General features: G+C 73.8%; 14 protein-coding genes and 1 pseudogene. 10 read left to right on the top strand and 5 right to left on the bottom strand.

The window, feature by feature from the left end; genetic code table 11:
* Positions 1-52 precede the first annotated feature (52 nt).
* Both RV986_RS46135 and RV986_RS46130 read left to right on the top strand, forming a co-directional pair.
* Positions 53-1411 carry a histidine-type phosphatase gene (locus RV986_RS46135; protein WP_475923063.1) on the top strand — a complete coding sequence of 453 codons (1359 nt, stop codon included), beginning with the start codon at positions 53-55 and terminating at the stop codon, positions 1409-1411.
* Between the two features lie 133 nt (positions 1412-1544).
* Positions 1545-2579, top strand: coding sequence for a sporulation protein (locus RV986_RS46130; protein ID WP_475923062.1), 1035 nt, complete (start codon positions 1545-1547; stop codon positions 2577-2579).
* 63 nt (positions 2580-2642) lie between these two features.
* Here the strand turns inward: RV986_RS46130 and tatA are convergent, their stop codons facing one another.
* From tatA to RV986_RS46115, 3 genes are all read right to left on the bottom strand, one after another.
* Positions 2643-2918 (bottom strand): Sec-independent protein translocase subunit TatA, encoded by a 276-nt coding sequence (tatA, locus tag RV986_RS46125; protein ID WP_475923061.1) that lies wholly within the window; start codon positions 2916-2918, stop codon positions 2643-2645.
* Positions 2919-3091: 173 nt separating this feature from the next.
* Complete coding sequence (locus tag RV986_RS46120) at positions 3092-5512, bottom strand: ABC transporter permease (protein WP_475923060.1); 2421 nt, start codon at positions 5510-5512, stop codon at positions 3092-3094.
* Entirely contained in the window at positions 5509-6201 is a 693-nt protein-coding gene (locus RV986_RS46115; RefSeq protein ID WP_475923059.1) for an ABC transporter ATP-binding protein, read from the bottom strand. Before RV986_RS46115 ends, RV986_RS46120 begins: the two co-directional genes overlap by 4 nt.
* A gap of 223 nt (positions 6202-6424) precedes the next feature.
* Here RV986_RS46115 and RV986_RS46110 point away from each other — a divergent pair, with 223 nt between their 5' ends.
* Positions 6425-7903 (top strand): sensor histidine kinase, encoded by a 1479-nt coding sequence (locus RV986_RS46110; protein WP_475923058.1) that lies wholly within the window; start codon positions 6425-6427, stop codon positions 7901-7903.
* A complete protein-coding gene (locus RV986_RS46105; RefSeq protein WP_475923057.1) occupies positions 7900-8592 on the top strand; it encodes a response regulator in 693 nt (230 codons plus the stop codon). The genes RV986_RS46110 and RV986_RS46105 overlap by 4 nt, the downstream gene beginning before the upstream one ends.
* 241 nt (positions 8593-8833) lie before the next feature.
* On the opposite strand, the pseudogene RV986_RS46100 reads toward RV986_RS46105, so the two are convergent.
* Positions 8834-9862 (bottom strand): annotated as a pseudogene (locus tag RV986_RS46100) (P-type ATPase actuator domain-containing protein); the annotation flags it as partial.
* Positions 9863-10086: 224 nt separating this feature from the next.
* On the bottom strand, positions 10087-10464 hold the full coding sequence (locus RV986_RS46095) for an ArsR/SmtB family transcription factor (RefSeq protein WP_475923056.1): 378 nt from the start codon (positions 10462-10464) through the stop codon (positions 10087-10089).
* A gap of 141 nt (positions 10465-10605) precedes the next feature.
* Here RV986_RS46095 and RV986_RS46090 point away from each other — a divergent pair, with 141 nt between their 5' ends.
* From RV986_RS46090 to RV986_RS46065, 6 genes are all read left to right on the top strand, one after another.
* Positions 10606-12714 (top strand): HEAT repeat domain-containing protein, encoded by a 2109-nt coding sequence (locus tag RV986_RS46090; protein WP_475923055.1) that lies wholly within the window; start codon positions 10606-10608, stop codon positions 12712-12714.
* A 107-nt stretch (positions 12715-12821) separates the two neighbouring features.
* Entirely contained in the window at positions 12822-13703 is an 882-nt protein-coding gene (locus RV986_RS46085) for a DUF4132 domain-containing protein (RefSeq protein ID WP_475923054.1), read from the top strand.
* Positions 13700-18601: a hypothetical protein gene (locus RV986_RS46080; protein ID WP_475923053.1), complete on the top strand. Its 4902-nt coding sequence runs from the start codon at positions 13700-13702 to the stop codon at positions 18599-18601. The genes RV986_RS46085 and RV986_RS46080 overlap by 4 nt, the downstream gene beginning before the upstream one ends.
* Positions 18598-19791 carry an ATP-binding protein gene (locus tag RV986_RS46075; RefSeq protein WP_475923052.1) on the top strand — a complete coding sequence of 398 codons (1194 nt, stop codon included), beginning with the start codon at positions 18598-18600 and terminating at the stop codon, positions 19789-19791. The genes RV986_RS46080 and RV986_RS46075 overlap by 4 nt, the downstream gene beginning before the upstream one ends.
* Positions 19778-23527: a DUF5682 family protein gene (locus tag RV986_RS46070; protein ID WP_475923051.1), complete on the top strand. Its 3750-nt coding sequence runs from the start codon at positions 19778-19780 to the stop codon at positions 23525-23527. The genes RV986_RS46075 and RV986_RS46070 overlap by 14 nt, the downstream gene beginning before the upstream one ends.
* On the top strand, positions 23524-25347 hold the full coding sequence (locus RV986_RS46065) for a hypothetical protein (protein WP_475923050.1): 1824 nt from the start codon (positions 23524-23526) through the stop codon (positions 25345-25347). Before RV986_RS46070 ends, RV986_RS46065 begins: the two co-directional genes overlap by 4 nt.
* The last annotated feature ends 129 nt before the right edge of the window (positions 25348-25476 follow it).

Raw genomic sequence — 25476 nt, 5'->3', positions numbered from 1 at the left:
GAAACGATGCGGCCGTTCAACCCGAGCCCGCCCCCGGACGAATCGACGCCACATGAAACGCATCGCGGCCGCCCCCGCTCTGGCTCTCGCGCTCTCCGCGCTCTCCCTACTGATGGTCTCCCCCCTCCCGGCGCAGGCCGCGGGCGGATCCTCCGGCAGCTACGGGACGAAGGCGCCGTACGCGCCGCAGCAGGACGCCCGCACGTATCAGCGCGCACCGAAGGGATTCGTCCCGGTGTTCACCGAGAACGTGTCCCGGCACGGTTCGCGTGCGGCGACGAGCGGTGAGGACGGGGAACTGATCCTGCAGCTGTGGGACAAGGCCGACAGCGAGGGCGGGCTCACCCGTGCCGGTGCGGAGTTCGGGCCGCAGGTGCGCTCACTGCTGGCGGCGATGGAGAAGGTCGGGTACGGCAACCTCAGCGGGCGGGGCAAGCGGGAGATCCAGGCCACGGCGACCCGCATGGAGCGACGGCTGCCCGGACTGTTCGCGCGGATCGCCCGGGACTCCGAACCGATCGACCTCGTCAGTTCCGGCCAGGGCCGTGCCGTGGACAGCGGCGCGCTCTTCGCCTCGGCGCTCGCCGACGCCGACCCGGCGCTCGGGCCGCTCATCGGCCCGGCGCGGACCGACCCCGACCTGCTCTACTTCCACAAGTCGGCGGGCGGTGCCGCGTACCGCGACTACATCGCGAACGACCAGCGGCTGGCCGCCACGCTCAAGAGCGTCACCGAGCAGCCGGCCACCCACACGGCGGCCCGGAACATACTGAAGAAGATCTTCACCCCGTCCTTCGTACGGCGGATCTCCGCGGGCGAGTTCGCCTCGATCGGCACCGAGGTGGACGCGGCCCAGGCGGTCTACAACCTGTACAGCATCGCCCCGGCCATGAGCGACGAGGGCAGCTGGCACCTGGAGCGCTATCTCGCCCCGCGTGACGCCGCCTGGTTCGCCTATCTGAGCGACGCCGAGGACTTCTACGAGAAGGGGCCGGGCTTCGCGGACAGCGACATCACCTACAAGATGGCCGACGTCCTGCTCGACGACTTCTTCAAGAAGGCCGAGGCCAAGCGCGACGGTACGAGCGAGCTGGGCGCGGAGCTGCGCTTCACGCACGCCGAGGAGATCATCCCGCTCGCCGCGCTGATGCGCCTGCCGGGCAGCACCGAGCCGGTGACCGAGGATCGGCCGTACACCTATGCCGACAACCCCTGGCGGGGCGGCTCGGTGGCTCCGATGGCCGCGAACATCCAGTGGGACGTGTTCCGCAAGGGCGACACCTATCTGGTGCGGATGCTCTACAACGAGAAGGAGACCGCGTTCAAGCAGGGCTGCCGGCCGGTGGCCAAGGGCAGCAGCTTCTACGATCTGGACGAGCTGGAGCGCTGCTTCGGGCGCCCGGTGTCCTGAAGACGGCTCCATCCAGGCGACTTGGGAACTTCTTTACCGGCGCAACGAGTTACTTGGTTCTGATGACACCGGTCGGCGTGCGCGTCGACCGGTCAGGAACAACGAGTGCGATCAGTGAAGGAGCCACACCGGCATGGTGTTCAAACGGCTGCTCGGGGCGATGGGTGCAGGCGGCCCCTCGGTGGACACGGTTCTCGACGGCGGCGCGGTGGCGCCCGGCGGGATCCTGTCCGGGCAGGTTCATCTCCAGGGCGGCGGCGCGGAGGTGGAGATCGAGCACATCGGACTCGAACTGATCGCCCGGGTCGAGACCGAGCACGAGGACGGGGAGAGCGAGGGCGCCGTCGTCTTCGAACGGTTCACGCTCGGCGGCGGCTTCCGCCTCGCCGAGGAGGGGCGCTACAGCGTTCCGTTCAGCGTGCCGCTGCCCTGGGAGACGCCCGTCAGTGAGCTGTACGGTCAGCCGCTGGGCATCGTGCTCGGCGTGCGCACCGAGATCGCGGTGGCCGGAGCGAAGGACAAGGGCGACCTGGATCCGCTCACGGTGCGTCCGCTGCCCGTCCAGGAGGCGGTCCTCGAAGCACTGGGACAGCTGGGCTTCGGCTTCCGCTCCGCCGACCTCGAACGCGGCCACATCGGGGGTACGGGGCAGCAGTTGCCCTTCTACCAGGAGATCGAGCTGACCCCGGCCCCGCGGTACGCGCACGCGGTGAACGAGATCGAGCTGACCTTCCTCGCCACCCCGGCCGGCATGGAGGTCGTCCTGGAGGCGGACAAGCGCGGCGGGCTCTTCGGGTCGGGACACGACGCCCTCACCCGCTTCACGGTGAGCCATCACGACGTCGGGGTCCGCGACTGGAACGGCGAAGTCGACGGCTGGATGCGGCAGTTGGTCGAGCACCGGGCGTCGTACGGCTCCCACGCCTCGTACGGCCATGACGATCCGTATGCCGCCGGGAGCGGGTACGGGCATGGGTCGGGCCATGAACCGGGCCATGAGGGCCACCGTTCCGGGCCGGGTGTGGGCACGGCGGTCGCGGTCGGCGCGGCGGGGCTCGCGGTGGGTGTGGTGGGCGGCATGGTCGCGGCCGAAGTCGTCGACGAGGTGGGCGACTTCTTCGAGGGCGACGAGGACAGCGCGGACGACGGGGGCGGCGAAGAGGACTGAGCCCTCAGGAAGGTCCGTGTCCGGGGGCGGTGTGCGCCGCCCCCGGACACGGACGCCGTGGGCTCAGTGCGCGGCGCCCGGGGCCTCCGTCGTCGCACGCGGGGCGGTCTGCTCGGCGGAGTTCTGGACGACCGCCGCGGCGGTCACCGGGGACGTGCCCGGTTCGGCGGCGGCGGACGCGGGGTTCTCGCTCTTCATCGCCTTGGCCTCGCTCTTGAGGATGCGCATCGACTTGCCCAGCGCGCGGGCGGTGTCCGGCAGCTTCTTGGAGCCGAACAACACGATGAGCACGATCGCCACGATCAGCCGGTGCCAGGGTTCCAGTCCGTTGCGGAGCATCGCGTGCCCGCCTTTCTTCGCCTCGGTCTTCGCCTCGGTCTTCGCCTCGGTCTTCGCCTCGGTCTTCGCCTCGGTCTTCGCCTCGGTCGAGGGCGCGCCCCCCAGGCCGCCACCCGCTTGAAGATTGCTGCTTTGCGCAACTGCACAACCGTGGCTTCGGGCCGGACGGCCCGCTATTCCGTGCGCAGGGCGGTCGCGGTACGGGTCCGGGCGGCCCAGCCCGCGGGCAGCAGCGCGCCGAGGACGGCGATGAGCAGGCCGCCGAGCGCGAGCAGGATCAGTTCGGGCGTGCGGTAGACCGAGATGACGGAGTCGGGCAGGTTGAGCCCGGCGCTCTGTCCCATGGCCGGCATGATCCAGCCGTGCAGGGCGACGCCGAGCGGTACGCCGAGGGCACCGCCGACGAGTCCGGTCACGAGGACCGAGGTGACGACCATGACGACGGTCTGCCGCGGGGTCATGCCCAGTGCCTTGTGGATGCCGAGGTCGTGCACCCGTTCGCGGGTGTCGAGTACGACTCCGTTGAGCACGCCCAGACCGGCGACCGCGACGAGCATCAGCGTGAGGACCGCGGTCAGCGAGTTCAGGACGGTGACCATGTCGCTGCGGTTGGCCGCCCGACCCGTCTCGGCGGTGACCCCGAGCGGCCGCAGTGCGGCGTTCAGCCGGTCGGTGTAGGTCGCCACGTCCGTCCCGGCCTTCACCGCGATGTGGTGGCTGCCGACCTGGAGGTCCGGTTCCGCGGCGCTGAGGGTCGCCCGGTCGGTGAAGACCTCCATGCCGCCGTGGTGGGTGTCGAGGACCTCGCCGACGATCCGGACGGCGACCGCCGTGCCGTGGTCGTTCACGGTGACAGTGTCGCCGACCCGGGTGTCGGTGGCGGTGAGGAAGGGGGTCGGCACGACGGCTTCGCCGGGTCCCTCGATCCACCGCCCCGACACCATTTCGTAGCCGCCCCAGGAGGCGTCGCCGGTGAACGCGAACACACTGATGGTCCCGGCCGTCCCGGAGACGGTGGCCTGTGTCGTGGCGATGCCGTAGTACTTCCCGGTGCCCGGCTGGGAGTTGATCGCCGCGGCGATCGCGGCAGGGTCCGCGGCGATGGCGGCGGAGTCCGCGGCGATGGCGGCGGAGTCCGCGGTGGCGCCCGGCTTCTCACCGGCCGTCTTCGTCGTGCCCGGCCGGGCACCCCTCGGCAGGGGTGCCTGCGGCTCCAGGTCTCCGACGGTGACATCGGCGGCGTCGTGCGCCTGTGCGGTCATCACCTCGGCGAGCGACGAGGAGAGGCCGACCGCGAAGGTGACCGCCACGGCGCCGAACACGACGGCCGCGCCCATCGCGGCCGAGCGGGCGGGCCGGGCGAAGGGGCGGGCCAGCCCGAGGCCGACCGGCCTGGGCAGCGGCAGCCGGACGCCGACCCGGGCCGCGAGTCTCCCCCGCCCGGGATGCGGCGTACGGCCGATGGCGAGCGCGTCCACGGTGCGCAGCCGGCCGGCCCGCCACCCGGCGGCCCAGGCGGTGACCGTGACCAGGCCCAGCGCCCCGGCGCTCACCACGACGTCGATCCACGGGGCGACCGCCAGGCCTCCCGTGCCGTAGGCGTTCGCGGTCTCGGACAGCACCGGAACGGCGGCGAGGTTGCCCGCGACGACCCCGAGCGCGGTACCGATCGCGGCCGGGAGCAGGGCTTGGCCGATGTATGCCCGGACGACCTGGTGCGGGGTGAAGCCGACCGCCTTGAGGATGCCGATGCGCCGCAGTCCCGCACCGACCGACCCCGCGACCACGTTGCCGACGATCAGGACCGACATGGCCAGGCCCAGCACACCGAACGCGACGAGGAAGGGGACGAACAGCGCGGTCTCACGGTCCGCGACCTTCTTGACGGCCAGCCAGGACTGCGCGCCGCTCACCGCCCCCGCCGGAACGGCCGCCGTGACCGCGCGCCGGCCCGCGGCGACCTGGTCCGCGGTGTCCGCCGTGGTCAGGCGGAAGAGCATCTCGTAGCCGCCGGTACGGCCCTTCGGCGTCAGGGCGGCGATCTGGGCGGGGACGACCCAGGCGTCGCCGGTGCGGCTCGCCGACCGGGCCAGACCGACCACCTTCAGCGTCGGTCCCCCGGCCAGTTCGGGGAAGGTGAACTGCCGCCCCAGGCTCGGGAAGGGCTGGGATCCGTCGGAGATCACGATCTCGCCGGGGCCGTCGGCCCACCGGCCCTCGGTCAGCGCGACCCGGTCGACCCCGGTGTGCGGCGCGGCACGGCCCACGACCGTCATCGGCACCCCGTCGATGCCTTCGTCGCTGTGCGGGGTGACCGTCGCCGTCCGGAACGGGCCGGACGCCTCGGCCACGCCCGCGGCGTCCGCCGCGGCGGACAACTGCGCCGGTGTGGCCCGGCCCGCGTCGAACTGCACGGACAGATGCGCGCCGTGCTCCCGGGCGAAGGCATGGTCGAAGGGTGCGCTGGAGGCCACCAGGAGCGACCCTCCGAGGACGGCCGCGGTCACGGCCATCATCATGGTCAGCCCGATCACGAAGGTCTGCACCCGGCGGCGCCCGACGCCCGAGCGCACGACACGGCCCAGCCCGCTCATCGGACCGCCTCCGGCGTGACGTCCTCGGTGACCCGGCCGTCGACGAGCCGGACCGTGCGGGTGGTGCAGGCCCGGGCCAGCGCGAGGTCGTGGGTGACCACGACGATGGTCTGACCGTCGGCGTGGAGATCGGTGAGCAGCGCGCTGACCTCCTCACCGGAGGCCGTGTCCAGGGCGCCGGTGGGTTCGTCGGCCAGCAGCAGCGGCGGACGGTTCATCAACGCCCTGGCCACGGCGACACGCTGGCGTTCGCCGCCGGACAGCCGGCCCGGGTAGGCGCGGGCCTGCCGGTCGACACCGAGCGTTTCGAGCAGTTCCGCCGCGCGCCGGTGCGCCTCGCCGCGGGGCAGGCCGGCCAGTTGGGCCGGCAGGACGACGTTGTCGGTGACGGTCAGGTCGTCGAGCAGGTTGAAGAACTGGAAGACCATCCCGATCCTGGCCCGCCGGTAGCGCGCCGAAGCGGCCTCGCCGAGTCCGTCGACCCGTACGCCGTCCACGGTGACCGTTCCGGTGTCCGGCCGGTCCAGTCCGGCGATCAGGTTGAGCAGCGTGGACTTGCCGCTGCCGGACGGTCCGAGGATCGCGACGGCCTCACCGGCCCGGACGGTCAGCGACGTGTCGTGCAGAGCGGGCGGTCCGTCGTCGTACCTCCGGCTCACCTCGCACAGCTCGATCAGCGGTGTGGTCATGGTGTCTCCCTCGTTCCGTCCAGCCGCTCGGCCGGACCGTTCGGACGCTAGTGCGCCGCCGGTCCGGGCGCGTCGGTCGGCCGAGGCACTTCCGCTACCGCGTCCGGATGAGACCGCCCCGCGTCATCCCTGCGATGTAGGCGGGGGATGTAGGCGGCGGTCGCCGGAGGGGTCGGCAAGGAGGATGCCGGGGTGGGCGGTGCCCGGCGAGAATGGTCCGGTGATGAACGCGTCGACCGGTCGCACTTCTCCCGGCCCGGCAGGGCTCCTGGACCACGCGCGGTCGGACGCGGCCGAGCCGCCGCAGCACCCGCCGTATCCGCCGCACCCGAAGCGCTCCAAGCACCCGAAGTACCCGAAGGTCCTTCGCAGGTGGGCACTCGGTCGGCCCGGGCGGCCCGGGCGGCCCGCCCTCCGGCCTCGCTCTCTCCGCACGGCATTCGCACACCTGTGGCTTCGGACCGGTCCGCTCCCGCGCCCGACCCGGCAGAACCTGGCCTTCGACGTCACGCTGGCCCTCGTCCTCGGCGCCTCTACGCTCCTGTGGGCCGCGGAGTCCGGTGCCGACCATGTGCGCGATGCCCACGACGGCATCGCCCCGTTCGTCGGCTCGACGCAGACTGGCAGTCTGATCGCCGCGCTGGCGCTGGCGGCCGCCGCCGCACTCCCCTTGGTGCTGCGCCGCCGGTATCCGCTCGCGGTGCTGTGGATCGTGACGGGTGCGGCGGCGCTGACCCCGCACGAGGCGCAGCGGCTCGTCTTCTACTCCTGCGTCGTCGCCGCGTACAGCGCGGCGGCGTACGGCCCCTATCGCGTGGTCACGTTGGCGAGCCTGCCGGTGACGGCGGTCACGGTCGCCACGGTCGGGGAATCGGTGTCGTCCCGGGTGCCCGGCCAGTACGTGCCGCCCACGGTCCCCACCCAGTACGTCACGCTGCTGATCCTCGTGCCGCTCGTGGTGGCGGCCGGCGGGCTGCGGATGTGGAAACTGCGCGCCGACGAGAGCCGGGCGCGGATGTCCGCGCTGGAGCGTGAACGGGCGGAGGAGTTGCGTCGCGCCGCCGAGCGCGAACGGGCCCGTATCGCCCGCGAGTTGCACGATGTCGTCACCCACAATGTCAGCGTGATGGTGATCCAGGCGGGCGCCGCCCGCAAGGTGATGGACCTCTCGCCCGACCAGGCCCGGGAGGCCCTGCTCGCGGTCGAGGCGGGAGGGCGGGCGGCCATGGCGGAACTGCGGCACGCGATGGGCCTGTTGACGATGGAGGCCGAGGGACCGGCCCCGGCCGCCACGGCGGATCTCGCGCCGCAGCCGGGCCTGGACCAGTTGGAGGGCCTGGTCGGACGGGTACGGGACGCCGGGGTTCCCGTGGAACTGACGATCGTGGGACCGCCCTCCGCGTTGCCGTCGGGGGTCGACCTGACCGCGTACCGGGTGGTGCAGGAGGCCTTGACGAACACGGTGAAGCACGCGGTCGGCGCCAAGGCGACCGTGACCGTCGAGTACGGCACCGGCCATCTCCGCGTCGCCGTCAAGGACAGCGGAGGCACACCGGACGCGTCCGCGGCGACCACCGGGAACGGCCGCGGTCTGCTCGGTCTGCGCGAGCGACTGGCCGTGTACGGAGGCACCTTGGACACCGGCCGACGTCCTACCGGCGGCTACCGCGTCACCGCGCACATCCCCCTGGAGGCGATATGACGGCGCCGCTGCGCGTGGTGGTCGCCGACGACCAGACCCTCGCCCGTACGGGCTTCCGGATGATCCTCATGGCCGACGGCATCGATGTCGTCGCCGAGGCGTCCAACGGCGCCGAGGCCGTACGGGAGGTCCGCCGCACCCGCCCCGACGTGGTCCTGATGGACATCCGCATGCCGGAACTGGACGGTCTGGAGGCGACCCGCCGTATCCTCGCGGACAGCTCGGACACACCCCGGGTGATCATCCTGACCACCTTCGACCTCGACGACCTGGTCTACGCGGCGCTGTCCGCCGGGGCCAGTGGCTTCCTCCTCAAGGACGTCACGCCCGAACACCTGGTCTCCGCCGTCCGCCTGGTCCGCTCCGGGGACGCGCTCCTGGCCCCGACGATCACCCGCCGCCTGGTCGAACGCCACGCTCGCCGGCGCCCCGCGACGGCCCCGCTCCACCGCGACCTGGCCCCCCTGACACCGCGCGAACTCGAAGTCCTGCGTCTGCTCGCCCAGGGCCTGAGCAACACCGAACTCGCCGCCCACCTCCACCTGGCCGAGGCGACCGTCAAGACCCATGTGGCCCGCATCCTCGCCAAACTCGGTCTGCGCGACCGCGTCCAGGCGGTCGTCACCGCGTACGAGACCGGCCTGGTCACCGCGAACTCCGTCGTTCATGCGCCCTCCGGGCAGCCGTGAGCGCGGTCGCGTACAGCAGGAGGACCGTGGCGAGCAGGGCGTAGTAGAGGAGCGGCAGGGCCGCCATGCCCAGGAGAGGGCCGAGAGGGGAGAGCGGGAGGAGGAGTTCCGCGAGCGCGAGGATCGCGAAGGTGGCCAGATCGGCGACGGCGTTGAGTACACCGAAGCCGGTGATGAAGCGCAGGAGACGACGCGGTCGCAGCACCGTGGGACGGCGCAGGGCGGCGGGGTGCGGGCGGTCGTGGGCGAAGGCGAGTCGCGACGCGCCCCGCGCGAGGCTCGTGGTGACGATGACCGGCGGCATCTCGGGCGTCAGTCCGACCGCCACCGCCACCGCCACGGCGAACGGCAGGGTTTCCGGGCCCCGCCCGCGCAGCGCCGCGTTCGCCGTCAGCACCAGCGGCGGGGTGATCAGCATGAACCGGATGAGCGCCGAGGAGATGCCCGCCACGGAGCGGTCGAAGGCACTCGCCGGACGGCGCGGCGTCGCGTCACGCCGGGGCGCCCTCCAGCGGAATCGGGCACCGGGCGGCGAACCAGCGCGAAACACTCCACCGTATGTGGCCGCGAACCTCGTCCGCGCTCCCGCCGCCAGCACCACCGCCGTCCCGCTGCCGGTCGCCACGCCGCTGCCCTGGAAGCAGAGGTGTCGCTGCGTGAAGATCCCCTCGTCCGCGTCGTACGACGGTTCCGGCACGTCGACCGCGCCCTTGGCGACCGGCGCCGACTCCCCCGTCGGCGCGGCCTGACGCACACTCAGCCCGCGCGCCCGCAGCAGCCGTACGTCGGCCGGGACGAGGTCGCCCGGTCCCAGCCGCACCACATCGCCGGGCACCAACTCGCCGACCGGGATGTGCCGGATCCGCGGCGGCCCGCCCTCCTCTGACCGTCGCACCACGGTCACGGTGTCGGCGACCAGTTCGCGCAGCCCGGCCATGGAACGGTCGGCCCGGTACTGACCGGACGAGCGCAGCACACAGCTGACCACGACGAGGGAGAGGATGACGCAGGCCGTGCCGTAGGCGGCCACCGCGGCGGAGACGAGTCCGAGGGACAGCAGTACCGCCGTGAAGGGGTCCCGCAGGCTGCGGACGAACAGGCGCGGCCGGGACTCCGTACGCCAGGTCGGGTCCGTGTTCGCGCCGAAGCGGCCCAGTCGCTCCGCAGCCTGTGCCTCGGTCAGCCCGCGCGGGCCGCCTGCCGCCTGCCGCCTGCCGCCTGCCGCCTGCCGCCTGCCGCAGCGTCTGCGGGGAGGTCGGCCCGAGGAGATCCGCGGATCCGTCGCCGAGGGGGAGATCTCCCTCGCGCGACCACGGCGGTTCTACGGCGATCACGCCGATCACCCCGATCACCCCGATCTCGCCGATCACGCCGATCACGCCGATCACGCCGACCTGTTCATGCCCTGCGGGCCCTGCGGCCTCGGTACCCCTGGTGGCCCCGGTAGCCCTGGCAGGCCCGTCACCCCCGGTGGCCCCGGTGGTCACGACTCCCTCAGGCGCCAAAGCCGCGGAGCCGTCGCACCGCCCCCTGCGCCGACCGGCCGGCGCGCTCGGTTGCGCGTTCCGTCAGTTGTCCGACCATGAGCCGTACGACGGCGACCACGTCCGGATCGTCGACGAAGTAGACCTGTCGCCGTCCCTCGCGCCGGGACCGTACGAGCCCGGCGAGCTTCAGCTTGGTGAGGTGCTGACTCACCGCGGGCAGCGCCCCGCCGACCCGTTCGGCGAGTCCGGTCACATCGCTCTCGCCCTGCGCCAGCGCCCACACGATGTGCAACCGCGCCGAGGAAGCGAGCAGCCCGAAGGCCGCGGCCGCCTCCGCCAGCACCTCGGCGGAGGGGTCCTGCGAGCCGCCGACGCCTGTCGCCACCGTGCGCCCCCTCATCCGGCCCCGACCGTCCCGTGTGAACCGCCCCAGTCTAGGGAGGCCGAGGCCCTCGGTCGGTCCTCGTAACTGTCAGTGCTGTGGTGCACACTCGCCATCAGTTGTCGTACGTCCGGGGAGGATGCCGTGTTCGCGCGGATCGACGAGGTCGGCTGGGCCTCCATGAAGCATGCCTACGGAAGCGCCGAGAAGGTACCGGAGCTGCTGAGAGGGCTGGCGTCCGTACGCCCGGCCGAGCGCGAGAAAGCACTCGACGGGATGTACGGGGCCGTGCACCACCAGGGCGATGTGTACGACTCGACGCTCGCGTGCATCCCGTTCCTGTTCGAACTCGTCGCGCACCCGGAACTCTCCGACCGGGGCGGCATCGTGGAGCTGCTCGTCAGCATCGGCGGAGGAGACGCCCGCGACGACCACCGCCCCGAGGACGAAGACCGTGCCGACGACAACTACGCCATGGCCCGGACCGCGATACGGGAGGGTGCCGCGGTCTTCGTGGGCCTGCTCGGGGACCGGGACCCGGAGGTGCGCCGGGCGGCGCCGGCGGCGGTGACACGGTTCCTCGCCGAACCGGAGCGTGTGCTGGGGCTGTTGGGGGGACGGCTGGAGGCGGAAGAGGAGGAGCGGGTCCGGCTGGCCCTGGCCGAGAGCCTCGGGCTGTTCGCCCGCCTGCACCCGGGGTCCGCCGCACCGACGGTGGACTGGCTGGTGGAGCTGTGCGACGCACCGCACGACCCCGGGCTGCGGCTCGCCGCGCTGGGCCAGCTCGCCGGCTGCGCACCCGACCGGCTGCCCGCCGACTTCGTACCCGTCGTCGTCGCGCTGCTCCGTGCCAGATCATGGCACCCCCGGGGGCCGGAGCAGGCCGAACGGCCCGACACCGACACGCTCATCGGTCATCTGCGGCGCCTGCGCCCCGCGGACGAGGAGGGCTCCCAGCTCCTGCGGACGCTGCACACCGCGCTGGGCGGCCGGACGGCCGACCGGATCGCCCTACTCAAAGGGCAGTTGACCAGCGACACTCCGGCCGACCGGTGCAATGCCGTGTGGATGTCCGCCGGGCTCTTCCGGGAATGGCGTGGGTCGTACGAGGAGCTCGTCGCGTTGATCGGCGAGCAACTCGGCGCGCGGGACCAGCGGTTGCGCGACGCCGCGATCTCCGTTCTGGACGATCTGTTCGACCTGGCCCGCCCCGCCGCCGACCGCCTCGCCGCCTTGGTGGTGGCAGCGCCCGAGCACTGGATACGCCAGTGGGAGCGGGGAGCGCCCGAACTCGGCGGTCCGCTCAAGGCGCTGGCCAGAGCCGGGGACCCCCGCGCGGTACCCGCCCTCGCCGAGGTACTGGCCGGCCCGGTCGTGCCGCACGAGGCCGGGTACGCGATCGAGTACCTGGGCCCGGCGGCGGCACCGCTCGCCCCGCTGCTGCGCAAGCGGCTCGGCGAGGTCCCCCTCGACGCCCCCGACATGCACGACCGCGCCGCACCGCTGCTCTTCGCGCTCGGCCGGCTGCGGCACGCCGCCGCGCTGCCGGAGACACTGCGGCTGCTGCACGGCATGCCGGGCGGACTGCGCGGCCGGGACTGGCTCGTGAAGGCGATCGCCCAGGCCCTCGGACGGTTCGGGCCGGCCGCGCGGGAGGCGATACCGGTGCTGCGCGAGCTGCTCGACAGCGAGTGCGCCGTGGCGGCCGCGTCCTCGCTCTGGTCGGTGGAGGGGGACGCGGACGCCGTACTGCCGGTGCTGCTCCGAGAGTTGGCGCAGGGACAACAATCCCCCCAGTCGCGGGCCCGGTCCCAGTCCCAGTCTCAGTCACGGGCCCAGTCACGGGCCCAGTCACGGGCCCAGTCACGGGCCGCTGCCGAAGCCCTGGGCCGCCTGGGGCCCTTGGCGGGCGCCGCGCTGCCCGCACTGCGCCGGATGACCGATTCCGAGGACGTGTGGCAGCGCGCGACCGCCGCGTGCGCGCTGTGGGACGTCGCCGGGGATCCGGAGCCGGTGCTCCCCGCGCTCCGCTCCGCCTGGGAGCGGAACGCTCATACCCGCGGCACACTCGCCGCGTGTCTCGTCCGGATGGGCCCGGCGGCCGCTCCCGCCCACGATCTGCTCCGCACGGAACTCGCCACGCCACAGCGGCACCGGGCGCGTTCCGGCGGACACGGCAGCCATGACATCGTCGACGACGAGCGGCTGCTGCGCGTCTGCCGCAACGCCCTGGGCACCCTGGACGGCGTATAGAAACCGCAGGTCACGGCAGGTTCCGCACAACCCGTCGGGGCATTGTCAGACCCCTCCCCTACTGTGATCACCATCGCCGACAGGTGGCTTTCGGGAGGGGTCCTGTCATGGGTTGGATCGAGACATCGGGTGGGTACGCCGTCACCTTGGACGGCACCCAGGTGCGGTGCCGCAACGCGGCGGGACGCGCGCTGAAGCAGGTGCCCGCGAAGCTGCGGGACGACGTGGAGGTCGTCCGGCTGCGGCAGTTGGCCGAGTGGCTGGAGCGGCACGAACAGGAGTGCCGGGCGCAGGTGGACACCTGGATCGTCCGTTCCCTGCCCGTGCCGACGGACCTGCTGGCCCAGGTGTGGCCCGACGCCGCGTGGCAGGGCGCACTGCGGGACCTGGTGGTGGCGCCGGTGGGCCCGGACGGCACCGCCGATCTGGAGCGCGCCGGATTCCTGCGGGACGCGGCTCCGGAGCGTGGTCTCGGCGTGGTCGACCTGGACGGCGATTCGGTACGGCTCGCCGTGGAGACGGTGATGATCCCGCATCCGGTGCTCCTCGAAGACCTGGCGGAGCTCCGGGAGTTCGCGGCGGAACTCGGCGTCGAGCAGGGCGCGGGGCAGCTGTTCCGGGAGGTCTGGCCGCGGCCGGACGAGGTGGCGGACACCGCGTTCGAGTGGGGTGCCTACGCGGGCGGGAAGTTCGTGGAGCTGCGGCACGCGACGGCGCGCGCGGGGTCGCACGGCTACCGGGTGCGCGGCGGGTACGCGGTGTGCCCACTGATCGAGAACGGGACCGCGGTGGAGGCGGCGTACTGGCTCGGCGCCGACTACCCGGAGGCCGAGGCCCACACCGGCGGGCTGGAATGGCGGGCCGCGGGCGGGCGCCGTCTGACGCTGCGGGAGGTGGGACCCGTGGCCTGGTCGGAGGGGGTCCGGATGGCCGCTCTGGTGTACGCGGGGCGTGTGGTGGACGGCGAGGACGAGGAGGGGGAGCTGTGAGCGGGGATCAGCTGCTGGACGCGGGAGCGGTGCTGCCGCTGGGCGAGGGCACCGGCGATGTGCTGACGGCACGGACGTACGGGCATCCCGTGCTGGAGGGGCGCACGGTGGTGCGGCTGGTGCCCGAGGCGATCGGGGCCGCCGAGGATCTCGCCCTGGAATACCTGGGGTTCGGCGGCGCGGCCTCGGCGCCGGTGGGGCGGGTGAAGCGGCAGTCGCTGGGCTTCCCGGCCTGGGCGCTGGTCAACGACCCGGTCAACGGCCATCAGGCACTCGCCGTGGTCAAGGAGATGGAGCGGCTGACCCGGCTGGTGTCGAGCAAGCCGGGGCATGCCAAGGACGGCTTCGACGACATCGGCACCCGGCTGGACCGCTCGGTGCCGCACTTCCTGCCGACGTACTACGAGCAGGTGGCCCGGCTGTTCCTCGCCGCGGAGTCGCGCCAGCACGCCGCGTCCTTCTTCGGCAAGGCGCGGGCCGCCGAGCAGCGGCATGCCCTCGCCGTGGACGAGGACCGGCTGCGGGAGGTGTTCCTGGAGTTCGCGGGGGCGGGCGCGCTGAGCGGGAAGGCGCTGCGCGAGCACGCCAAGGGGCTGACGGCGCGGCTGTCGGGCGCCGCGGCGTACGAGCAGTTCAGGACGCTGTCGTTGCAGCGCTGCGCGGCCGGGATCGCTCCGTACGCGGGCATGCTGGAGGATCTGCGGCGGCTGGCGAAGGGTGCGGGGCTCCAGCCGGGCGCCGAGGAGCGGGCGCTGCTTGCCGGGATCCTCCCTTCGGGGGCCATGAACCGCGCGGCCGGGACCTTCTGGAAGTCCGCGCTGCCGGCCCTGGCCGAGCTGGCGCACGAGGATCCGGCCGTCCGGGAGCGTCTGCTGACGCTGCTGCCGTCCACGGGCGGTGACCAGCGCGAGGAGTTCGACGCGGCGTGGCTCGCGCTGCTCGACGCCTGCGGGGCGATCGATCTGCTGCTCGACGGGACGGCCGACGCGGCCGACTGGCTGACCGCCTGGGACCGGCACCGTCAGCGCGGCTGGCGGCAGCGCAAGCGGCTCGCCGAGGAACTCGCCCTCGTGGAGCGGCTGGCACCCCGCCTCGTCGCGGCCGGCCAGCCGGTCCGGCTGCTGCGCGAACAGGGCTGGAACTCCTCTGTGGACCTCGACCTGCTGGACACCTCCCTGGCGGCGGGCGTGCCGGTCGCCGACCCCTCCCCGCAGACCAAGGGCCTGGAGCTGCGCTACTGGATGGAGGACGAGCGCGCGGGACGCCGGGATCTGGCCGCGGTGGCCGCCGACCCGCGCTTCGTGCCCCTGCTGCGCAGGGCGCTGGAGGAACTCTCCCTCGGCGACGGCCCCGGGATCGGCCCCTCGGCCCGTCTGCGGCGGCTCGCGGACCATCCGGCGCTGCGCACGGCGCTGGCGGGCTGGCTGCGGGACCGGGCCGACCAACTGGCCGAGCCCGTCGGCCTGCCGGGGCTGGACCAGCTGCTGACGAAGATCTCGCGGTTCTCCGCGGCGTCCGTGCTGGCGACGGCACCGGAGGCCGTCCGGCGGATCGTCTCCTTCGACCCCGCCCCGGTCCTGGGCCGCACCCTGCGCGCGGGCATCCTGGACGAACTGGGCTGGCCCGCCCTCGAAGAGGCCCTGGACACCCTCGGCACCGTCACCCCGATGAACGCCGCCCAGTACCAGTGGCCGCACCAGCGCGGCCGGTGGTATCAGCACGCGGACGCCTGGCCCGCACTGATCGTCCGCGTCCAGACACAGGTCGCGCTGGCCGGCCCCGACGCCCTCCTCGACGCACGCACGCTCACCCTGCCCTCCCAGGGACCGCAGTACGGCGAGCCGACGGTGCGCTTCGTGGACGGGCAGTGGCTCATCGCGTCCGGGTACGGGAAGGACCAGCGGGCCGTCTGGTCCGGGCGCCCCGCCGACGTGTTCGCGCCGAGGGGCCTGCCGGGCGGCTGGTACGGCGGCCACCCGGTGTCGCTCGCGCTGCCCGACGGCGGCCGCTGCTTCGGCGGGCGCCCCGTGCACGCCGGGGACACCACGTTCGCCGAGCAGCGCCGCGAGATCGCCTCGGACGGCATCTCGTACTGGGTGCTGCACGAGAACATCTGGTACGAGTACGACCCCGCCTCGGCCAAGCGCGGCCGGGCCTCGGTGCCGGCGTTCTTCGACTCGGCGCTCGCCGACGCCCGCCCGGGCGTCACCCTGACGCAGCCGGACTGCCGGCTGCTGCCGGTCCAGCCGGGCCTGGAGGGATCGCCGTTCGGCAGCAAGAACGGCCTGCTCGGCTGGTGGGTGACACACGACCCGAACACCCGGTCCTGGACCGCCTGTTCGGTCGACGGTACGCGCAGTCCCGCGACCACCGAGGGCGTTCCGGCCCCTCCCCTGCGGCTGCCGGGCGGGGCCGCCCTGCACCCGGTGCAGCAGGGCTGGAACCGTACCGTCGTCGAGTTGTACGACACGGACGGCGTGGTCGTCGCCCGTGTCCAGCAGGGCGACCGGGGCGGGGTACACGCGGCGGGCACCCGGTTCGTGCCGCCGATGTGGTACTGGCACGCGCTGCGACCGCGTGACGAGCGGGGCTCCGCCGCGCTGCGCGCCGTGACCGACGCGGACGCCACCGCCCTGCTGGCCGCCGTCCGCGGCGGCGAGAGCCCGCGGGAAGCCGTGGCCCGCCTGCTGCCCGCCGTCACCGACGAGCGGCTCGCCCTCGGAGTGGCCGGGCTGGTCGAGGAGACCGCCCGCTGCGCCCGGCTGATCGCCACCCTCGCCGAGCGGGCCCACCAGCCCGTACCCGGGTCGCAGGACCGGAAGGACGAAGTCCGGCACGCGCACGACCACATCCTGCGCGAGGCGCTGCGGGAGCTCACCGTTCCCGGGCACTTCTACGGCTACTACGGCAGGGACCGGCATGTCACCACCGCCATGGACCAGCTCATCGCGCTGCGCACCCTGCTGGCCCCGGGCACTCCGCCCGCGAAGTTCCGGTTCGCCGGCACCGGGGTGGGCTGGCTCTCCCTGGTCGGCCCCGGCATGACGGCGGTCGCCCTGCGCGCCACGGCTCCGACGACATCGAAGGAGGAGCGCGCAGCACTGCTGGAGTTCCTCGACGTCGTGCTGTCCGTCGGCGACTCCGTGCTCGTCGATCCCCGCGGTCGACTGCGGACCGTGGAGCTCAAGTCCGCCCGGTCACAACGCCCGGATCGCGTCGGCGAGGTGCTGTCCTCGGGTGACCGGCGGCTGCTGATCCTGTCCTGTCAGAGGGTCGACGGGGACGAGGCGTACTGGAACGCCGTCGAGTACGACCCGGCCCGTGCGTTCGGTGCCTGGGAGGGTTTCGCGCTCGTCGACTCCGCCGTCCACGGCACGGCGGAGGACCACGCCCTGGCGCCCGCCGTGCGGCGGTTGGTGGCGCTCGTCCGGGCGAGGGGTCCGCTCCCCTACCGGCCGGAGCAGGCACAGGAGTTCGCGGCACGGGTCGGGGTGAGCGCGGTGGCCGGGGCGCTGCTGCTCCTGGGGCTGCCCGGTGTCAACGCGTACGGCAGGGAGGGGCTCCTGCCCGCCGAGCAGCTCAAGCCGCTGGGCGCGAAGAGCGCGGAGGCGCAGGCCGCCCGGGGCGTGCTCGGTGAACTGGCGGCGGCCGAACGGCAGTTGTTCACCGCCGCGCTGGTCCCGGAGGATCCGGGACACGTGGAACGGCTGTGGAGCGACGGTTTCGACCTGGAGCCCGTGGTGCGGCTGTGGATCGAGCGGCGCGGGCAGCGGCAGGCGGCGCCACCCGAGCTGATCACACGGATGGTGAGCGAGATCGGTCCGGGCCGGATGCTCGACGCCGTCCTCAATCCGCAGGCGCGCCCGGAACTGACCGGTCGCACCGAGCAGCGGATGGCGGACAACGGCTTCGAACCGCTGGACAGGCGGGCCCTGTTCACCGGCTCCGACCTCACGGCGTACGTCGACATGCTGCGCCGGCTCTCCTATCGGCTGCCGTACGGTGATCCGCTGCGCGCCGCACTGCCCCGGACCCTGCGCGCGGTGCGCGAGCGTCTCACCGATCCCGGACTGCTGCTCGACCTCCAGGTGACATGGGGGCCCGACGGCAACACGGTGTCGAGCCGGATCCGGGAGACCTTCGGGCTGCCGGCCCAGGGGGGCGGTGCCGCGGAGGGCACGGTGCCGGCGGGCCCGGCGATCGTGCTGGCTCCGATGCGGCACCGGTCGGAGTGGGACACGGTGTGGCTGCGGCCGTCGGCCGTACTGCCGGAGGCGGGCCAGGAGGGCGGACCCGACCATCCGGCGCTGAAGCTGCTGGAGGCGTTGAGTCAGCCCAGTGAGCACCTGCGGTCGTTGCGGGCCGTGGTGAGCGAGGAGTTCACGGCGCTGGTCACGGCGGACGGGCCGGTCGGAGCCGCGCAGCACCCGGCCCACAGCGTTCCCGAGCTGGTGGCCGAGGCGGCGCAGCGGCTCGGGCTCGGTGAGGACGCGGCCGCGCTCTATCTGATGCTGCTCGCCCTTCCGGACCCGACGGACCGCAACCAGGTGGCCTGGACCGGATGGAAGCCCGCGCGGCTGAAGAAGGCCAGGGCCGAGCTGGCCGCCACCGGGCTGGTGGTGGAGGCGAAGCGGGCGCGGGCCGGACGTACGCAGTTCCTGCCCGGCGGCTGGCTCGACCGCAAGGCGCCGCGACTGCCCGTCGAGAGCTGGAAGGCTCCACTGCTGCCAGGATCCGAGCACACCTTCGTGGTGCCGGACTGCCCGGTGCCGGAGTTGTTCGCGCGGGCCTGGCGGAGGGTCGTCGAGGGCGACGCACCAGGGTTCGAGGAGTTCGCCGGGCGAGGTGGCCGGGGCGGCAGAAGTGGCCGAGGCGGCCGGAGTGGAGGCAGGGCATGACCGGCGGACAGGGCGTGACGGACAGGGCGGGCTCGACAAGCTCTGCGGGCTCGACAGGCTCGGCGGGCGGGCGGCAGATCGAGCTGCCCGAGGACCGTCATGCCGAGGAGCTGGCGTTCCTCGCGGCGTACGACGACGGGCCGCGACCGCCCGGCTGGCGGATGACACCACGCGCCGTGGTGACGTTCGTGTGCGGTTCCGGCGGCGAGGCGCTGGTCGGGGCGGAGGGGCAACGGCTCGTCGTGTCACGGAAGTTCGTCGGCGACCGGGGGCTCGTCGAGCGGTGTGTGGTGACTCTCGCGGGCGAGCGGGGGCTGCTGCTGGTCGGCGAGCCCGGCACCGCCAAGTCGATGCTCTCCGAGCTGCTGGCCGTCGCGGTGTGCGGCACCAGCGCGCTCACCGTCCAGGGCACCGCGGGCACCACGGAGGACCAGCTCAGATACGGCTGGAACTACGCGATGCTGCTCGCCACGGGACCGAGTCGCGCGGCCATGGTGCCCTCGCCCGTGCTCACGGCGATGACCCGGGGAGCGGTCGCCCGGATCGAGGAGGTCACCCGCTGCCTGCCCGAGGTGCAGGACGCCTTGGTGTCCCTGTTGTCCGAACGGCGCATCGCCGTGCCGGAGCTGGCGGGAGGACCGGACGGGGACGGCACGGTGCACGCCGTACCGGGGTTCACGCTGATCGCGACGGCCAACCTCCGCGACCGCGGCGTCTCCGAGATGTCCGCCGCCCTCAAGCGCCGCTTCAACTTCGAGACGGTCGGGCCGATCGACGACCTCGACGCGGAGACGGAGCTGGTCCGCGGCCAGGCCACGGCGGCGCTCGCCCGGTCGGGTGCGCGCTTCTCCGTGGACGACGCGGTGCTGGAGGCGCTGGTCACCGCCTTCCGGGACCTGCGCTCGGGCCGCAGCGCGGAGGGCTGGGAGGTCGAGCGGCCCACCACCGTGATGTCGACGGCGGAGGCGGTGCAGGTCGCCACGTCGATGGGGCTGGGCGCCGCGTATCTCGGGGACGGCAGGGATGTCGTACGGACCCTGCCGGGGCATCTGCTCGGCACCGTGCGCAAGGACGACCCGGCCGATCACGCACGCCTGTTGGGCTACTGGGACGGGCCGGTGCGGCGGCGGGCGGAGCAGGGGGCCGCGCTGTGGCGGACGTTGTGGGAGCTGCGCGATGGCCTCGTGTGAGGAGGCGGCGACGGACGGCTCGGCAAGGTCACCGCGGGTGGCTCTTGAGGCGCTGGCCGAGTGCCGTGAGCCGTTTCTGATCGGTGTGCGGCATCACTCGCCGGCGCTGGCGGCCGCCGTACCGGCCATGCTGTCCGCGGCCGCGCCGGACGTGCTGTTCATCGAGCTTCCGGAGGAGTTCGCGCCGTGGCTGGAGCATCTGGGGGATCCGGCGACGGTTCCGCCGGTGGCACTGGCCGGGAGCCGGGAGCACGGCGGGGTGGTCTTCCTGCCCTTCGCCGAGTTCTCCCCGGAGCTGGCGGCGATGCGGTGGGCGAGGGAGGCGGGGGTGCCGGTCGTACCGTTCGATCTTCCCCTGGCCGCCCGGCAGTCGGAGGAGGCTGCCGAGAGGGGAGAGGAACCGGCCGCGCGCCGTGCGGACGGCGGGCGCGGGCAGCTGGTGGCCGCCCTGCGGGCGCGCGCCGGGGGCCGGGCGGAGGACGACCTGTGGGCCCGTCTGGTGGAGTCGGCGGCGCCGGGGGCCACGGCGGAGGAGTTGCGGCGAGCCGCGCTGCTCGTCGGCTGGGCGTTGCGGACGGACACCGGGGAGGACGCGGTGGACCCGTACGACCTGCGACGCGAGGCCCATATGCGGCGTCGGCTGGCCGAGCACGTGGGGTGTCGTAGGGCGGTGGTGGTCGGGGCGTTTCACGCTCCCGCGCTGATGGGGGTCGAGTCCGGCGCGGCGGGGTCCGCCGGGGCGGAGTCCGGCACGGTGGGGTCCATCCAGGCGGATTCCGACACCGTGGGGTCCGTTCGGGCGGACTCCGACACCGAGGGCTCCGTTCGGGCGCGGTCCGGCATCGAAGGCTCTGTTCGGGCGCGGTCCGGCAGCGAAGGGTCCGTTCCGGTGGCGGCAGGTGTCGCGGCCTCCGGGGCCGTCGAGGAACATCGCGCCTCGGTCGTCACCTCCCTCGTGCCCTACTCCTATCCGCTGCTCGACGAGCGGTCGGGGTATCCGGCCGGAATCCGTGATCCGGAGTGGCAGCGGGGAGTGTTCCGGGCGGCCGGAGAGCCGGAGCGGCTGGACGAGCTGCTGACGGCGACGGCCGTACGGATCTGTGCCGCCGTACGCGCGGCGGGCCATCCCAGCGGTCCCGCGGACGCCCGGGAGGTGGTGCGGGTCGCGCGGGATCTGGCGGCGCTGCGCGGACTGCCTGCCGCGGGCCGCGGGGAGTTGGTCGAGGCGGTGCAGACAGTGCTCACGCAGGGACAACTGCTGGGACGGGGGCGCGTGGTGGCCGCGGCCATGGAGCGGGTGCTCGTCGGCGACCGGCAGGGACGGCTGGCCCCCGGAACGCCACGCTCCGGGCTGGGCCCGGCGGTCGAGACCCTTCTCGCGGACCTCTCCCTCCCGTCCCCCGCCGCTCCCGCCCGCCGTGAGCTGCGACTCGACGCGCTGCGGTCCGAGCCGGACCGGCGGCGCGAGATCTGTCTGCGCAGGATGGCGGTCTGCCGCATTCCCTACGGCGAGGAGGCGGGCGTCGCGGGGACCGGCGAGAGTGCCGCCCTCACCACGCGGTGGACGGTGACCTGGACTCCGTCGACCGCGGCGATGCTGGATGTCACCGGCTTGCACGGGGTGACCCTGGCGCAGGCGGCCACCGGCGTACTGGCGCGGCGCCGGGCGGCTGAGCGGCGCGAGGGCGGTCCGACCGCGGCCCAGGTGCTCACGGGACTTGAGGACGCGGCCCGCTGCGCCCTTCCGGAACTCGCCTCGGAACGCCTCACGGAAGTCGCCGAACTGCTGCCCGCGTCCGGCACCCTGCCCGAACTCCTCGGCGGGCTCGACCTGTTGAGCCGTATCGGCGCGGGGCATCTGCCGGGTCTGCCCGCCCCGTGGGAGAAGGAGCGGGTCGAGGCGGCGTACGAGGAGTTGGGCGCGGCGGGGGTCCGCGCGCTCGACGGCCTGGCCGGGTCCACCGACACCGGTGACGCCCGCGCCCTGGTGGACCTCGCCACCCGGGTGGACGGCGCGGGCGGTGGCCTGCGGCTCGCGGACGCCCTTGCCCGCCTGGACGAGGACGGTACGCCGCTGATCCGGGGCGCCGCGGGAGCCGCGCGGGTGCTGCTGGGGCTGCGGGAGGCGGCGGAGTTCGGTACCCGGCTCGCCTCCCGTGTCGACGGCGCGGTGACTCCCGAACTCCGGTCCGACCTCGCCGCGTTCCTGCGGGGCACGTTGCTCGCCGCCGGTCCGCTGCTGGAGACGGGCGAGGCCCTGGGCCCACTGCTGGAGCGCGTCGAGTCCCTCACCGACCGGGCCTTCCTCGACCGGCTGCCGGCACTGCGCGCGGGCTTCGACGCCCTGGCACCCGCGGCCCGGTCCCGGATGCTCGCCGCGGTGGAGGACCGCACCGGGTACGCGGTGGGTGAGTTGCCCGAGGCGGTGGCGGAGCCCGGGTTCCTGGCCCGGATGGCGGCGGCGGACCTGGCCGGGCGTGCGGCGTTGGCGACGGCGGGTTGGGGCACGGGGGCGGCCACCGCACCCCTTGAGATCCAGGCCCCGGCCCCGGCCCCGGCCCCGGCTCAAGCCCCTGCCCCTGCCCCTGCTCCTGCCTCGGTGCGGAGCCCGCTGCCCGACAGCCTCGGCCCCGGTGACCGCTGGCGCCTCCTGTTGGGCAGGGCACGGCAGTTGACGGGACGGGCAGGACGGATCGCCCGCGCACTGGACGAGTTGTACGGGAGCGGACGCGGCGAGGGGGCCGGTGGGCCCGAGGAAGCCGGTGCCGGCGGCGGGAGCGAGCCGTCGTTCCCGGACGTGCGGAGCTGGTCCGAGGAACTCGCGGCGCTGTTCGGGCCCGGAGTACGCGAAGAGGTGCTGGCCGCGGCCGCCGACACCGGACGCGTCGACGCCCTGCAGGAGCTCGACCCCGCCTCGGCCCGTCCCTCGGTCGAGCTGTTGCGGACGGTGCTCTCGTACGCGGGCGGTATGCCCGAGCAGCACCTCGCGCGGCTCCGGCCGCTGGTGGCCCGGCTGGTCAAGGAGCTCACCGACGCGCTCGCCCACAGACTGCGGCCCGCGCTCGCCGGTCTCGCCCACCCGCGGCCCACCCGTAGACCGGGCGGACCGCTGGACCTCGCCCGCACGGTGCGCACGAACCTCGCGACGGCGCGCCGGGATCCGGACACGGGAGCGGTGACGGTGCTGCCCGAGCGGCCGGTGTTCCGAACCCGGGCCCGCAAGGCGGCGGACTGGCGGCTCGTGCTGGTCGTCGATGTGTCCGGATCCATGGAGGCGTCGACGATCTGGGCCGCGCTCACCGCGTCCGTGGTCGCCGGGGTCCCGGCGCTCAGCACCCACTTCGTGGCGTTCTCCACGGAGGTGCTCGACCTCACCGACCAGGTGGACGATCCCCTCGGGCTGCTCCTCGAAGTGCGCGTCGGCGGCGGGACGAGCATCGCGCGGGGCCTGCGGCACGCACGCTCCCTGGTGACGGTTCCGTCCCGCACCCTGGTCGTGCTCATCAGCGACTTCGAGGAGGGAGGTCCGGTCGGCCCGCTGCTGTCCGAGGTACGCGCGCTCGTCGACTCGGGCTGCCACGTCCTCGGGTGCGCCTCGCTCGACGACGCGGGCCGGCCTCGCTACTCGGCGGGCGTGGCGGGGCAGTTGGTGGCCGCGGGCATGCCGGTGGCGGCCCTCAGCCCACTGGAACTGGCCCGCTGGGTGGGCGAACGCATGGGAGGTACGCACCGGTGACCACACTTCCCCCGGTGACCGCCGAGGTGGCGGCCGCCGCGCTGGAGCTGCTCCCGACCCGGCTGCGCAAACGCGCCGACGCGGCGGCCGCGAAGGCGGCGAACTGGCCTGTGACCAGTACGGACGCGACGGTCGTGGTACGGGTCGACGATGCGACGACGGTCACGCTGACCACCACGGCCGGAGTCGTGGCGGCCGCCGAGGACGCCGTCTGCTCCTGCCTGCTCGCGCCCGCGTGTCTGCATCGCGCGGCGGTCCTGACACTGGCACCGCTGGCGGAGGAGACGGAGCGGCCGGAGACGACAACCGCCCCGTCGAGCGGCGAGGCCCCTGCCCGCGTCGGGACATCGGAGGAGTCATCAGCCCCTGACCTCACCCGGGTGGAGAAAGTGACCCCCGAGGCCACCGCGGACCCTGCCGGGGCTCGGGCCCTCCATCTCACTCCCCCGCAGTCCAGCGCGGTGCGGGCCCTGCGATCCGCCGCGACCGCCGTGCTGTCGGCGGGAGTGACCGGTTCCGGTGCCGTGCACCGCACCTCGCTCCTCCACGCCGCCCACTCGGCGCGCGTCGCCGGACTCCACCGTGCCGCGGCCGCGGCCGTCCGGGTGGCACGGCGCCTCATCGAGGCGGGCACCGGCGATCCGGCGTTCCGACTGCCCGAGCTGGCGGCGGAGCTGGCGGAGTTGCTGAGTGTCGTAGGCGGGCTGAGTCATGCGCCGGACCCGGCGCTCATCGGCACCGCACGGCGCGGTTACGCGGCGAACGGTTCGTTGCGGTTGCACGGTCTGTTCACCGAGCCGGTGGTGACCGCCTCGGGGTACGCGGGAGCGGTCGCGTACGCCCTCGCGCAGGACGGCCGGCTCCGTTCGCTGTCGGACGTGGCGCCGGGCGACGCCGACCGGGTGCGGCAGGCCGCGGGTTCCGCCGTTCCCGGCGGCGGTGCCCTCACCCTGCGGGAACTGGGCGATCACGGAGGGGCGATCCTCACCGACCCGACCGTCTCGCCGGACGGCCGGATCGGCGGTGGCGGCACGGTCCGTTCCGTGCGGGCGTCGGGTGCGCGGTGGCACGAGGAGCCCCTCGACGCCCTGTGGCGGCGCGCTCCGGCCGACCATGTGGCGGCCGCGCTGAAGTGGTCGGCGGAAGCCGTCGAAGAGCGGGCGGCAGGTGGCGACCTGCTCTTCCTCACCGGGACGATCACGGGCGGAGGATTCGCGGTGCACGACGGTCCCACCGTCCGCCTCCTGGCGCCGGACGAGCGCCCCGAACTTGCCTACGCCGAGAATCTCCGCCTTCTCGCGAACGCCCACGGGCTGTGTCTGCGCGTCGTCGCCCGGCTCGCGCCGGACCGGCCGAGCGGCATCCTCGCTCTCGCCGCGGCCTGGCAGGGCGAGGACGGCGAGACGGTCCGTACGGACCTCGGCCTGCGCCGCCTCAACCGCACCCACCTGCCCACGACCGCGACAGCCGTCACACCGCCGACATCGGCCCCGGCTCCCGCGATTCCCACGGAACTCGATCTGCTGCGGCGCGCCGTGGACCGCGCGGTCGCGGGAGGACGCGCGGTCACCGCGGCCGGGGCTGACGGCGGACTCCCCCGCCGGCTGGGTGCGGTGGGCCTGGCCACGGGGGCCGAGTGCGCGCGGGCGTTGACGGACGCCGCCGCGGACCGCCGCCACGACGCGCTGGGCCGTCTGCGCCCGGCCGACCCGGACGCCTACGCCCGCGCGTGGCTCGCCTCGGCCACGTACGCCTCGGCCGCCACGGCATCGCTGCTCACGGCCGCGTGGATGCCGGAGGGAAGCCACGATCGACCATGACCGCCAGCGACCAGCCACGACCAGCGGTGATCGACGACGATCGGCGGCCAGAGCTGTGGAAAAGGCACGGCCGAAGCCACCGAAAGGGGACGGCCGAAGCTGGAGCCACGGACGGGGCGGGCCGACCCG

Source organism: Streptomyces sp. RLA012 (genome assembly GCF_056270325.1).
This window is presented reverse-complemented; position numbering and strand designations above follow the sequence as displayed.

Bases quoted from the DNA above. Each gene is read 5' to 3' on its own strand.
- RV986_RS46135 (WP_475923063.1), top strand. From the start codon at position 53: ATGAAACGCATCGCGGCCGCCCCCGCTCTGGCTCTCGCGCTCTCCGCG.
- RV986_RS46130 (WP_475923062.1), top strand. From the start codon at position 1,545: ATGGTGTTCAAACGGCTGCTCGGGGCGATGGGTGCAGGCGGCCCCTCG.
- tatA (WP_475923061.1), bottom strand. From the start codon at position 2,918: ATGCTCCGCAACGGACTGGAACCCTGGCACCGGCTGATCGTGGCGATC.
- RV986_RS46120 (WP_475923060.1), bottom strand. From the start codon at position 5,512: ATGAGCGGGCTGGGCCGTGTCGTGCGCTCGGGCGTCGGGCGCCGCCGG.
- RV986_RS46115 (WP_475923059.1), bottom strand. From the start codon at position 6,201: ATGACCACACCGCTGATCGAGCTGTGCGAGGTGAGCCGGAGGTACGAC.
- RV986_RS46110 (WP_475923058.1), top strand. From the start codon at position 6,425: ATGAACGCGTCGACCGGTCGCACTTCTCCCGGCCCGGCAGGGCTCCTG.
- RV986_RS46105 (WP_475923057.1), top strand. From the start codon at position 7,900: ATGACGGCGCCGCTGCGCGTGGTGGTCGCCGACGACCAGACCCTCGCC.
- RV986_RS46085 (WP_475923054.1), top strand. From the start codon at position 12,822: ATGGGTTGGATCGAGACATCGGGTGGGTACGCCGTCACCTTGGACGGC.
- RV986_RS46075 (WP_475923052.1), top strand. From the start codon at position 18,598: ATGACCGGCGGACAGGGCGTGACGGACAGGGCGGGCTCGACAAGCTCT.
- RV986_RS46070 (WP_475923051.1), top strand. From the start codon at position 19,778: ATGGCCTCGTGTGAGGAGGCGGCGACGGACGGCTCGGCAAGGTCACCG.